Consider the following 11311-nt stretch of genomic DNA (forward strand, 5'->3'; position numbering starts at 1 on the left):
TTGGGTGTTTTTTGAGCGGCGGCACCGTTTGCCGGCGGCAGCCACCGTTCGAAAATCCTCAGTCCCAGGCCACCGTCTCGGCAACCTTGATGCCACGCCTGGCCAGCTTGTCGAAGAACGGCCCGTCTGGCACATGCAGCAGCGGGTTCAAAAGCCCTGGTGTGGCGATCTCGCGCCGCGCCAGCATCTGCGCCACGATGCTGGCGGGATAGCCGACGCCAAGGCTCATGCCGAACAGGCCTGATGCCAGGTCGCGTTCGATGATCAGGTCCGACGTCACCGTTTTGGCGCGGCCGCCTTCGAGACCGGAAAAGACATTGCGCATCACGCAAAGGTCCTTCTCGTCGGCGCCATATTGCAGTTGCGGGCCGAGCAGACGGCCGAGAAATTCGCGTGGGCTGGCGCCGGTGCCGGGCACCTTATCTTCGGAGAGGAAGCCGAGTTCCTTCAGCGGCGCCCAGAACGCCGACCATCCCGGCCAGCGCAGCGTATAGCGGCCCGAGCGTTGCAATCCCTTGGCGGCTGCCAGCATCTCGACATAGTGCAGCGCGTCGCCATTGGGGAAAGCTTCCAGCCGGCCGAGGCCCGCGACCTCGATCTCGTGGATGAAGGCATTGTCGTGCTGTCGGCCGGCCGGCACTTCGACGCGCTTGCCATGCTCGATCATCACGCTGTCGCGGTTCTGGCTGACCAGAACCATGTCGAAATTCCAGCTTACCTTGTAGCAAAGCGGCTTCGCCATCGCCTTCGGTTCGGGGATGCCGCCGCAATAGGAATCGATCGAGAAGATCGTAGAGAACTGCTTTGCGGCGCGCGCGTAGAGCACGAGGTCGATGCCGGGATCGAGCCCGCATTCGGTCATGATCGAAACGCCGGCCTGTTCAGCCTCCGCCGCCAGATCGGCAATCGCCTTGCCGTAATTGGTGGTGACCAGCGGCGTGCGCGTTGCGATCGCGGCCTGCACCGCCTCGCGCATCAATGGCTGTGGCAACAGATCGATGGCGGCGTCGACATCCGCCAGCACGGTGGCAAGTGCCGGGCCGATGGGGCCCTCGGGCACGACGAAACGCACGCGGGAAAGGTCGGTCAGCCCGGCAAGCCGGGCAGGGCCGTCGGCCGACGTATCGACGCAGACGACTTCCTCGACGCCGGCGCTGGCGACGAGATCGGCGATCGCCGCCCGTCCCTGCAGGCCGAGGCCGCCGAGAACAGCTATTCTCATGCCGGCTCCTTGCGTGACGGTGTTTCTTCCGACCAGCAGCCTTCGGGAAGGCTGACCCATTTGTTGCATGAAGCCATGACGACGAAGGTTTCGCTGCGCACGACTTCCCCGGGAATGCCGGCGCCCGGAATCAGCTCGCTGGTGATGCGGTAGAGGTCGGCGACATCGCCGGCGACGGTCACGTCGACGATGATGTCGAAGCGCCCGGTAACCACCGAGGCCGAGTTGACGAAAGGCAGTTCGGCAATGCGCTGCGCCAGTTCCCGGGCGCGGCCACGTCCCTGAGCGTTGATGCCGACAATGGCCGAGATCAGCTCGGGGCGTTCGGTCAGATTGAGCAGCCCGACGATCTTCAAGAGGTTGCGGTCGAGCAGATTGCGCAGCCTTGAGCGCACCGTCGGCACCGAGATCGCCATCGTCTCGGCGAGCCGGTTGATGCCGGGCTGGGCATCCTGCGACAACAGCTTTACCAGCCGTCGATCGGTTTGATCGAGATGCTCACGCAAAAGGCAAGGCTTTCATAAAGGAGAAAAATGTGGTGGAATTTCTTCCTGATATGAAAATAGCCTACGAGATATTTATAATAACAGCAAGAGGTGAGTTTGTTGCTACGCTGATCGAATGGACTGGAAGATCGCCACCGCTGCCGCAGTCAGCGCGGCATTGCCGGCCGCAACCGTGCCATCCGGCAGATGCTTCCCATCCTCCAGCCCGACGCGCGTCGACCAGTTGCGATCCGCCGCACGGCGCACGAACGGCCACACCGTCGCGTTCTCGCCATGCAGCAGGATGGCACGGCGAATGCCGGCGCGCTCCAGGACCTGTTCGATGCCGCCGGCGACCGCAAAAGCCTCGTCTAGCGTCTGCTCGGAAATCTCGATCAGCACGCGCAGCACGCGCCCGCCATGGTCGAGGCCGACCAGCCGCTCGGCGTCGGCGACCGACGCCAGACCCGCCTCGATGCCGATGCCGCGCTGGCGCAGGCTCTCCATGACGATCGGAGCCGCCGCCTCGCTGAGATTGACCGAGGCATAGTCCGGCAATTCGCGCCAGCCGGCGATGGCGACCAGCGTGCTTGTATCGTCATTCTCGATCCAGGCGCCGGTGGAGACGCCGATCAGCGTGCCGGGGCAGGCGCGGCGCAGCGCTGCGATCGTCGGGTCCATCGCTTCCGGCGCAAGGCTCTCGCGGCAGTCCGCGCCGCGGGCATGGACATGCAGCTCAGCTGCGCCCACGGCAATCGAAGCCGCCCCGTCGCGCGCCATGGTGTCGGGGTCGAGCGGCAGGGTGGGGTGAAAATCGGCGGCGCGCGCGCCATTGATGCAGGCCTGGACGATCATGGCTCTCGCGATCCTGTTGCGGATCGCGCGAGCCTACCGCAGGGCAGGGCGGAGAGGGAACGGGCGTGGTGAAGATTGCTGACAGGGTGCCGCTTCTGCGGAGGTTGCGGTATCGGCCCAGGACATACCATATAGCGGGACAGGACACGCCACGGGCGATCCTTACCCCTTTGCCGGACTGCCGGCCAGAAGGATTTGCGATGGCTGAGTTGAAGGTCAGGACCCGTGTCACCGGCGCGACGGCGACGCTGCAGCCCGGCGGCTTGCCTTCCATCACCACTCCGACCGGCGGTGCAGTCGATGTCGTCACCGGTGTCAGCGCGCCGGGCTTCAATCCGCTCGACCTGCTCTACGCCTCGCTCGCCGCCTGCATGGTGCTGAGCGCGCGCATCGCCGCCTCCCGCCTCGGGGTTGCCGCCGCGCTTGGCGAGGTGCGCGCCGAGGTCAGCGGCGAGAAGGCCAAGGACGAGCCGTCGCGCGTCGAAAGGCTCAACATCAGGCTCGACATCTCAGGCGATCTCGACGCTGCGACCAAGCAGCGGATCGTCGAGGACGCCGAAGCGATCTGCACGGTGTCCAACACGCTGCGCGCCGCGCCGCAATTGCATACGACGCTTGCGTGAGGGCTTCGCAGAATGCCTCGCTGCCACCAACCAAGGACCGTCCCATGGCCATGATCCCGCCGATCGACTACGCCTCGGCATCGCATGACATCCGCGCCGAGCACGACAGGGAGCTTGGCCTGCGCGGACGCATGACCAACATGAAGCGCATCCTGCTGCATTCACCGGCGGCCCACCGCATCTATGCCGAATGGTTCACCCTGCGCGATCTGCTCAAGCCCGCACTCGACGACCGCGCTGTCTGGCTGTTGTCGCTGGCGATCTCCGAGAGATGCCGCGCCGAGATACCGCTTACCTTCTTCCGCCGCGCGCTGATCGATGGTGGCCTTGATCCCGAGGCAATCCAGCCAACCTCCGACGAGGCGTTGCTGATCGAATTTGGCAAGGCAGTCGCCGCCGATGCCAATGTCATTCCGAACGACATCTGGGCAGCGCTGAAGGCTCGCTATGACGACACGCTGCTGGTCAACCTCGTCGCCTTCGCCGGCATCATGGTGGCGACCTGCCTGTTCACAAACGCGGTGAGGGTCGATCTGGACCCTGAGTTGGAGGCGTATCGCCGCAAGGGTGCCGATCCGGTCTGATGCGATCGATACGCAGTCGATCTGCAGTGGATATCGCCCGGAAGGATCAGCCGTAGTAGCCGGCTCCAAACAGCAAAAGTGTTTCCACCTGGGAGTCCGCTTCTTTTCCTATGGCTGTCCAGATGCTGATGCCGAGAGCATTCGAAATCGCGCTATCGATCTCGACCTTCACATTGGGGTCGGTTTGTCTTAAGAACCTCAGCGCAACCTCCATGGAAATCGGAAACAGCGACGCGCCACCCAGTTCCAAGATCGCAGGCGAGGTGAATTCTAGCGCTTCGAGTGCGCCATCGGCCTTGTAATAGGCGAATACTCCAAGGTCCGGCCAATAGTCGGCCGGAACGCTGGTTGGGCTCCGCCGGAAGACCTTGAGCTCTCCTGAAAAGAAGGATCTGACAGTCGCCTTAGACGATCCGAGAGGAAGCCCTTTGACGCCATTTAGCGGTTCGATCGAAAGATGCATGTACACAGTTAATCGCTGCCGGCAGCAGATGACAATGTTCATCGCAGGAATCGGGTGGCCCAGGCGCCTCGTTCGCCCCACTTTGACCGCAAGCAAAGGAGGCATCCATGACCATCCATTCGATAAGCACCAAACGCGCAGCCCATTCGGCCGAAGCGCGCGTCGCAGCGCAGGACTGGAGTGCTCTGATCGGCGAACTGAACAGCCACGGCAGCACCGTCATGCCGGCGCTGCTTTCACCCGAGGAGTGCACCGAGATCGCCGGTCTCTATCCGCATGAGGACCATTTCCGCAGCCATGTGGTGATGGCCCGCCATGGCTTCGGCAAGGGCGAGTACCGCTATTTCCGCTATCCGCTGCCGGATCTGGTCGGTGGCCTGCGCACCGCGCTCTATCCCAGGCTCGCCGGCGTCGCCAACGACTGGAACGAACGCATGGGCGTGGCACGGCGCTATCCCGATGACCACGCCGCCTTCCTCCAGCTTTGCCACGAAGGCGGCCAAACGCGGCCGACGCCGCTTCTCCTGCAATATGGCCCCGGCGACTTCAACTGCCTCCATCAGGACCTCTATGGCGATCTCGCTTTTCCCCTGCAGGTGGCGATCCTGTTGTCGCAGCCCGGCGAGGATTTCACCGGCGGCGAATTCGTCCTGACCGAACAGCGCCCGCGCATGCAAAGCCGTGCCGAAGTGGTGCCGCTGACCCGGGGCGATGCAGTGATCTTTGCTGTCCACAATCGCCCGGTGCAAGGTACGAAAGGGCACTACCGCGTCAATCTCCGGCACGGCGTCAGCCGCCTGCACTCGGGACGGCGGCATACGGTGGGGATCATCTTCCACGACGCGAAGTAACGTCGTCCGCTTCGGCGCGGCTCCTTCGTTCCACTCCGAGACGGCTAAGATTCACACTTCGTCGACGTCGAACAGCAGCATCGTCAAGTCATCGTCTCCTGGGGCGAGTATGCGCCGGTCAGCGGCGCAGGCAATGCCGATTTCGGTGGCAAATGCGCTCTGCATATCGGCGAGGCTGTCGAAATAGAGTGTCCCGACCAGATACGGAATCTCGCCCGCCGAGCGCTTGATGATGGGCCGCCTGCTGATATCGTAGCGCCGCAGGCCGGGAAGCTTCTTGGCCAGCGGCACATGAACCTCGAAATAGTGCCGGTCGAACGCCTCCGGATCAGCCGGGGTTTTGTAGATCACGAGCATCTTGGCCATCGTCATATTCCTGCCTGTTGGTGTCGCTGTTTGGGGGCCATGCAGGCCGCCGTGCCAATGTCGTTCCGCGAGGGCGGTTTTCGACAATCGCTGGTTTTTTGTTTTCGGGCGCGATGACGGGGTCCTCGCCACCATCTGTGGCGCTTCTGCCTCTTTCCTCCTTGCGCTCATTCGCGTATGGCCCCGGGCAAATCCCTCAACTTTGCACCAACTCCCCCGGACCGCCTCATGATCCGTCTTGAAAGCATCAGCAAGCAGAACGGCCGCCAGCTTGTCTTCATCGAGGCCTCGGCCTCGCTACAGAAGGGCGAGAAGGTCGGCCTTGTCGGGCCGAACGGCGCCGGCAAGACGACGCTGTTTCGCATGATCACCGGCCAGGAACAGCCCGACGAAGGCCAGGTGCAGGTCGATCGCGGCGTCACCATCGGCTATTTCAGCCAGGATGTCGGCGACATGGCCGGCCGCAGTGCTGTGGCCGAAGTGATGAACGGCGCCGGGCCGGTCAGCGACGTGGCGGCCGAAATGGCCGAACTCGAGGCGGCCATGGCCGATCCCGAGCAGGCCGACCGGATGGACGAGATCATCGAGAAGTACGGCGAGGCGCAGCATCGTTTCGAGGAGCTCGACGGCTATGCGCTCGATGGCCGCGCCCGCGAAGTGCTCGACGGCCTCGGCTTTTCCCAGAAAATGATGGACGGCGATGTCGGCAAACTGTCCGGCGGCTGGAAGATGCGCGTGGCGCTGGCCCGCATCCTGTTAATGCGGCCCGACGTCATGCTGCTCGACGAGCCGTCCAACCATCTCGATCTCGAAAGCCTGATCTGGCTGGAGCAGTTCCTGAAGGGTTATGAGGGCGCGCTGCTGATGACCTCGCACGACCGCGAGTTCATGAACCGCATCGTCAACAAGGTGGTCGAGATCGACGCCGGGTCGCTCACCGCCTATTCCGGCAATTACGAATTCTACCAGCAGCAGCGGGCGCTCGCCGACAAGCAGCAGCAGGCGCAGTTCGAGCGCCAGCAGGCCATGCTGGCCAAGGAGATCGCTTTTATCGAGCGCTTCAAGGCGCGGGCGTCACACGCCGCCCAGGTGCAGAGCCGGGTGAAGAAGCTCGACAAGATCGATCGTGTCGAGCCGCCCAAGCGCCGTCAGATCGTGAATTTCGATTTTCAGCCGGCGCCGCGCTGCGGCGAGGATGTCGTTACGCTGAAGAACGTCCACAAGGGATATGGCAGTCGCTCGATCTATGAGGGGCTGGATTTCCAGGTCCGCCGCCGCGAGCGCTGGTGCATCATGGGCGTCAACGGCGCCGGCAAGTCAACGCTGCTGAAGCTGGTGGCAGGCGCTTCCGATCCCGACACCGGCACGGTCGCGCGGGGGCCGAGCGTGAAAATGGGCTATTTCGCCCAGCACGCCATGGAGGTGCTGGAGGGCGAACGCACCGTGTTCCAGACGCTGGAGGACGCGTTTCCGCAAGCCGGCCAGGCGCCGCTCAGGGCACTCGCCGGCTGCTTCGGCTTTTCCGGCGACGAGATCGAGAAGAAATGCCGGGTGCTGTCGGGCGGCGAAAAGGCGCGCCTGGTGATGGCGTTGATGCTGTTCGATCCGCCCAATCTTCTGGTGCTCGACGAGCCGACCAACCACCTCGACATCGCGACCAAGGAGATGCTGATCACGGCGCTGTCGCAGTACGAAGGCACCATGCTGTTCGTCTCGCACGACCGCCATTTCCTGGCCGCACTCTCCAACCGCGTGCTGGAACTGACGCCCGAAGGCATCCACACCTATGGCGGCGGCTATACCGAATATGTGGAGAGGACCGGGCACGAGGCGCCGGGGCTGCGGACCTGACGCAGGTCCTGCGTCCGCATTTGCGTCGAGCAAAGCCAGGATTTGTCAGCTCGCCGCCAGCCATTTGCGCGACTGCGCGAAGGCCTTGAAGGCTTTGGCGTCCATCGGGTAGCCGAACAGGAAGCCTTGCAAGATGTCGCAGCCAAGCTCTTTCAGGATGCGCGCGTGCTCCATCGTCTCGACGCCCTCGGCGATCACTTCGATCCCGAGCGACTTGCCGATGTCGATGATGGACGACACAAGCTGCCGCTGTGCGGTTGAGCTGGTGATGGGGGTGACCAGCTGGCGGTCGATCTTGAGGCGACGGGGCCGCAACTTCAACAGCGAGACGATCGAGGCATGCCCGGTGCCGAAATCGTCGATCTCGACGTCGATGCCGAGCCCCTTGATGTGTTCGATGTTCCAGCTGACCAGCTCGTCGTTTTCGTCGAGGAAAATCGACTCCACCAGTTCGAACGACACGGTCCCTTCCTTGATGGGAAGCTTGCGCAAACCCTTGATCAGATCCCTGTCTTCCAGGCGCCTGGCGGAAACGTTGACCGAGACGCGCGGGATGTTGAGGTGGCTGCGCGACCAACGCTCAAAATTATCGAGCGCCTGCTCCAGGACGGTGCGGTCGATAAGCGCCACGACATTGAGTTCTTCAGCCACCTTGATGTAGGCGTCGGGGGTCAGCATGCCGCGTTGCGGGTGATCCCAACGCGACAGCGCCTCGACGCCGACGATCTCCAGCGTCTTGGCGTCGAACTGCGGCTGATAGTAGACGATGAATTCGTTCCGCTCGAGCCCGCCCAGAATCTCGTCGGCGGTCTGCTTGGTCCGCACGATCTCGCTCTGCAGCTCTTCGTTGAAAAACTCGTAGCGGTTGCGGCCGCGGCCTTTCGCCCGGTACAGCGCCAGATCGGCATTGACAAGCAACTGCCTTGCATCGACGCCGCTATTGGCCGCAATGCCGATGCTGACGCCGAACCGGCACTGGTGACCCAGATAGTCGACCGGCTGGCGCATCGCATCGATAATGTGGTCGGCCAGCGCGGCGAGTTCCTTGTCGTCGCGTCCATGGCTCAGCACGACAAACTCGTCGCCGCCGATGCGCGCAACGAAATCGGCACTGCCGACGCTGGCCTTGATGACTTTCGAAGCATGCACCAGCAATGCATCGCCCGCTGCATGGCCGAGCGTGTCGTTGATCTGCTTGAACCGGTCAAGGTCGAGATGCAGCAACGCCGCACGGCCGTCGGCTTCGCGGTTTTCGGCAAGCATCTCGTCCAGATACCGACGGTTGGGCAGACCGGTCAGCGAATCATGCATCGCGACATGCTCGATGCGGGCTTTGGCCAGGTTCAGTTCGGCATTTTTCGATTCTGAAAGGCGACGTTCACGCACGAGATTCTCGTTGAGCAGCACGTCGCCTGTCACATCCCATTCGGCGCCGATCATTTTTGGCGTGCCGTCGATGTCCCGGAAGAAACTGGCGCGGGTGCGCACATGGCGAATGGTGCCGTCCGGCCGCAGGAGCCGATACTGCGAAGAGTAGGGGCCTTGTGTTGCAACAGCCGAATCGAAATCTGCTTTAGCCCGTTCGAAGTCTTGGGGATGGATCGCCAGCGCCCAGTCGTCATAGCTACGGGTCTTGCCGCCGCCGGGTTTGCCATAGATTTCGTTGATGCGGTCGTCCCATACGAGTTCGTTGCTGACGGTATCGTGCTCCCACACGCCTATAGCAGAGGCTTCCAACGCCAGCTCCAGCCGCCGGGACAGGCGCCTCAACTCGGCGTCACTTTTCTGCCGCTCACCGAAAAGACGTCCTGCCACGAGGATCGGCAGCACCACCAGCGCGCCGGCAAGCGCCATGAGCAGACGCAACAGCCACTCATTTTTCGGAGCGGTCGGCCAGCCGCCCTTCGGTATGGCTGAAATTTGCCAGGAGCCTGAAGGCAATTGCACCTCTGCCATCACCGGATTGCCGGACACGACATTATCGCCGCCGAAGAACAGTTCCCCGCCGCCGCCGAGCGCATCCTTGCCGATAAGCGCCACATCGATATCCAGATCAGGGTCGGTCAGTCCGCTGGCAGCGTAGAGCCGATCGACATCGATCACGGCCGAGACGATACCCCAGAAACGGTCGCCGCCACCCGCCGTCGGCACGAAGACCGGGATACGGCCGATGAAGCCACGTCCGCCTTGCGCCAGTTTGACCGGCCCGGCGAGCACCAGCGCGCGCTGGTCACGGGCGCGAAGCGCGGCCATGCGTTGCGTATCGCTCTTGCGGTAGTCCAGCCCGATGGCTTTTTCATTGCCTTCCAGCGGATACATCAGCGCGATGACGAGGTCGGGGGCGCCGGCAATATCGCGCAACTGCGATTTTTGCTCGAACAGATTACGGGCGAGTGCCGCAAATCTTTGCTGGCCCATATAAGGCTCGGTAACGATTGTCGAAACGAGACCCTGAACCAGCTGGAGATTGCCGCCTATGTTGCCTTCGAGCTTGGCGCGTATGATGTTGACCTTGGCCAGGACGTCGGCGCGCGCCAGCTGATCGGAGACCTCTCTGTTCCTCTGGTCGGCAACCAGGGCGCAGACGAGAAGCACGACAAAGGCAATCGCCGCCGGCAAGTTGGCGGAAGAAAAAACGGCCCGTTTCAACCGGCCGGAATTGAGCATTGCACCTGCCAACTCGATCCGAAGACCTTTCCAGGACAGTAGTCCTTCGGTCGACCATAGTAGCTAAAGCTTAAGTTTGAGCTTCGAGACGAATCCGAGAACAAACGGTAAGCTTTTGGCTGCCAGGGTCCAGCCGAAATCTGAATGAGTGTCCGAAAGTAGGACGCCAGGTTGCAGCGTTCTGCAACCCAGCGGCGAAGTCATATTCGCCTCAGATTGCAACAAGCCGCCTGATCTTGCCGCGCGGGCCCTTGCGGGAGGCTTACTTCCCAGCCATTTGATCGGCCAGCGCCTGCGCCTGGGCGAGCAGCGCCGGGAAAGCCGGGTCAGCCGGCAGGCGCTGCGCCATGCAGGCCCGGTAGTCGCTGTCGCCCTTGTCCCAGGCGGCGTTGGAGGACTCGAACGCTTTTTCGTCCTTCAGGTCCGATGCCTGGTAGGCCTCCTGGAATTTCTGCGCGGCGGCGTCCGCAGCAGCCCACACGGCGTCGCAGGCGGCGATCTTCGGAACGGCAGGGGCTGCCGGCGCTGCGATAATTCTCACGCTGTTGCCTTTGACGAGCGTAACGATGACTTCCTGCTCATAGATCGGCCCGACGTCCTGCGTCCAGCCGCCGAGCCGTGCGAAGGCGATGTCGGCGCCTTCGGGTTTCTTCAATGGAAAGTCGAGCGTTCCCTCGAAGGCGGCGTCGCTGTTGATCGCCTGGGTATAGAAGGCATCCAGCTTAAGCGCCTCATCGATGCCGGCGGGCAGTTTGAAACTTTCGTCGGTCTCGGCGGTTCTGGACTGGAGCCAGCGCTCCAGCAGCCCTCGCGTCGTTGCCACTAGGCTGGGGCCGTCGTCGCCCTTGGTGTATCGCAGCCCATCGAGCATGCCATAGCCGATATCGGAGTCGCTGAGGCTTTCGATATTGATTGTGCCGGTTGGCGGAAAGTCCTTGACCGCCAGCGGCCCGATAATGCCGGCAAGACGCTGCTGGAGGTCGGCCAGCGCCTTCTCGTTCTCAGCGTCGATGGTCTCGATTGCCGCGTTCGCACTGTTCAGCGCTGCGATATCAGCATTCGCCTTGTCACGCGCGGCCACATAGTCGTCCTCCGGCGAGGCCGCGAAAGCCACGCTGCTCACCAGTGCAAACAGAAACGTCCAGACCCACCGCATGATATAAACCCTGCTCTACGTTCGATTCCAAGGATACATGACAACATTGGGCTGAAAAAAGACGCCGTTGGAGCTGCAGATCTCCCCACATGAGGGGGAGATGGCCGGCAGGCCAGAGGGGGTCGCCGCGCGTGAAGCGCTGACTCCTTTTGCAGCGCGAGACGACGTTAGCGCTTAACGCGCAACGA

The 11311-nt window shown here is 62.7% G+C and carries 11 protein-coding genes; 4 read left to right on the forward strand and 7 right to left on the reverse strand.

Going from position 1 to position 11311, the window contains the following annotated elements; genetic code table 11:
- Positions 1-58 precede the first annotated feature (58 nt).
- From NKJ58_RS14995 to NKJ58_RS15005, 3 genes are all read right to left on the reverse strand, one after another.
- On the reverse strand, positions 59-1222 hold the full coding sequence (locus tag NKJ58_RS14995) for a saccharopine dehydrogenase family protein (RefSeq protein WP_023684790.1): 1164 nt from the start codon (positions 1220-1222) through the stop codon (positions 59-61).
- Positions 1219-1728: an Lrp/AsnC family transcriptional regulator gene (locus NKJ58_RS15000; RefSeq protein ID WP_023670324.1), complete on the reverse strand. Its 510-nt coding sequence runs from the start codon at positions 1726-1728 to the stop codon at positions 1219-1221. The genes NKJ58_RS14995 and NKJ58_RS15000 overlap by 4 nt, the downstream gene beginning before the upstream one ends.
- Positions 1729-1830: 102 nt before the next feature.
- Positions 1831-2562 carry a 3-keto-5-aminohexanoate cleavage protein gene (locus NKJ58_RS15005; protein WP_023684791.1) on the reverse strand — a complete coding sequence of 244 codons (732 nt, stop codon included), beginning with the start codon at positions 2560-2562 and terminating at the stop codon, positions 1831-1833.
- Positions 2563-2762: 200 nt separating this feature from the next.
- On the opposite strand from NKJ58_RS15005, the gene NKJ58_RS15010 reads away from it, so the two are divergent.
- Both NKJ58_RS15010 and NKJ58_RS15015 read left to right on the forward strand, forming a co-directional pair.
- Positions 2763-3185 (forward strand): OsmC family protein, encoded by a 423-nt coding sequence (locus NKJ58_RS15010; RefSeq protein ID WP_023752554.1) that lies wholly within the window; start codon positions 2763-2765, stop codon positions 3183-3185.
- 44 nt (positions 3186-3229) lie between these two features.
- Positions 3230-3769, forward strand: a complete 540-nt coding sequence (locus NKJ58_RS15015) for a carboxymuconolactone decarboxylase family protein (protein ID WP_023684792.1) — start codon at positions 3230-3232, stop codon at positions 3767-3769.
- Positions 3770-3815: 46 nt separating this feature from the next.
- On the opposite strand, the gene NKJ58_RS15020 is transcribed toward NKJ58_RS15015, so the two are convergent.
- On the reverse strand, positions 3816-4274 hold the full coding sequence (locus NKJ58_RS15020; RefSeq protein WP_050586866.1) for a hypothetical protein: 459 nt from the start codon (positions 4272-4274) through the stop codon (positions 3816-3818).
- 65 nt (positions 4275-4339) lie between these two features.
- Between NKJ58_RS15020 and NKJ58_RS15025 the strand changes: the two genes are divergently transcribed.
- Complete coding sequence (locus NKJ58_RS15025; RefSeq protein ID WP_352853379.1) at positions 4340-5083, forward strand: 2OG-Fe(II) oxygenase; 744 nt, start codon at positions 4340-4342, stop codon at positions 5081-5083.
- Positions 5084-5134: 51 nt separating this feature from the next.
- Here NKJ58_RS15025 and NKJ58_RS15030 read toward each other — a convergent pair whose 3' ends face one another.
- Complete coding sequence (locus NKJ58_RS15030) at positions 5135-5455, reverse strand: EthD family reductase (protein WP_245272119.1); 321 nt, start codon at positions 5453-5455, stop codon at positions 5135-5137.
- 222 nt (positions 5456-5677) lie between these two features.
- On the opposite strand from NKJ58_RS15030, the gene NKJ58_RS15035 reads away from it, so the two are divergent.
- Positions 5678-7300 (forward strand): ABC-F family ATP-binding cassette domain-containing protein, encoded by a 1623-nt coding sequence (locus NKJ58_RS15035; RefSeq protein WP_023752556.1) that lies wholly within the window; start codon positions 5678-5680, stop codon positions 7298-7300.
- A 45-nt stretch (positions 7301-7345) separates the two neighbouring features.
- Here NKJ58_RS15035 and NKJ58_RS15040 read toward each other — a convergent pair whose 3' ends face one another.
- Both NKJ58_RS15040 and NKJ58_RS15045 read right to left on the reverse strand, forming a co-directional pair.
- A complete protein-coding gene (locus NKJ58_RS15040) occupies positions 7346-9967 on the reverse strand; it encodes a bifunctional diguanylate cyclase/phosphodiesterase (RefSeq protein ID WP_023827696.1) in 2622 nt (873 codons plus the stop codon).
- A 262-nt stretch (positions 9968-10229) separates the two neighbouring features.
- Positions 10230-11123: a hypothetical protein gene (locus tag NKJ58_RS15045; protein ID WP_352853381.1), complete on the reverse strand. Its 894-nt coding sequence runs from the start codon at positions 11121-11123 to the stop codon at positions 10230-10232.
- Positions 11124-11311 lie beyond the last annotated feature (188 nt).

The organism is Mesorhizobium sp. M0139 (genome assembly GCF_040322455.1).
Lineage (GTDB): Bacteria > Pseudomonadota > Alphaproteobacteria > Rhizobiales > Rhizobiaceae > Mesorhizobium.

Excerpts from the sequence above, each read along its gene's own strand:
- NKJ58_RS15005 (WP_023684791.1), bottom strand. The coding sequence starts at position 2,562 with ATGATCGTCCAGGCCTGCATCAATGGCGCGCGCGCCGCCGATTTTCAC.
- NKJ58_RS15035 (WP_023752556.1), top strand. The coding sequence starts at position 5,678 with ATGATCCGTCTTGAAAGCATCAGCAAGCAGAACGGCCGCCAGCTTGTC.
- NKJ58_RS15010 (WP_023752554.1), top strand. The coding sequence starts at position 2,763 with ATGGCTGAGTTGAAGGTCAGGACCCGTGTCACCGGCGCGACGGCGACG.
- NKJ58_RS15030 (WP_245272119.1), bottom strand. The coding sequence starts at position 5,455 with ATGACGATGGCCAAGATGCTCGTGATCTACAAAACCCCGGCTGATCCG.
- NKJ58_RS14995 (WP_023684790.1), bottom strand. The coding sequence starts at position 1,222 with ATGAGAATAGCTGTTCTCGGCGGCCTCGGCCTGCAGGGACGGGCGGCG.
- NKJ58_RS15020 (WP_050586866.1), bottom strand. The coding sequence starts at position 4,274 with ATGAACATTGTCATCTGCTGCCGGCAGCGATTAACTGTGTACATGCAT.
- NKJ58_RS15015 (WP_023684792.1), top strand. The coding sequence starts at position 3,230 with ATGGCCATGATCCCGCCGATCGACTACGCCTCGGCATCGCATGACATC.
- NKJ58_RS15045 (WP_352853381.1), bottom strand. The coding sequence starts at position 11,123 with ATGCGGTGGGTCTGGACGTTTCTGTTTGCACTGGTGAGCAGCGTGGCT.
- NKJ58_RS15025 (WP_352853379.1), top strand. The coding sequence starts at position 4,340 with ATGACCATCCATTCGATAAGCACCAAACGCGCAGCCCATTCGGCCGAA.
- NKJ58_RS15040 (WP_023827696.1), bottom strand. The coding sequence starts at position 9,967 with ATGCTCAATTCCGGCCGGTTGAAACGGGCCGTTTTTTCTTCCGCCAAC.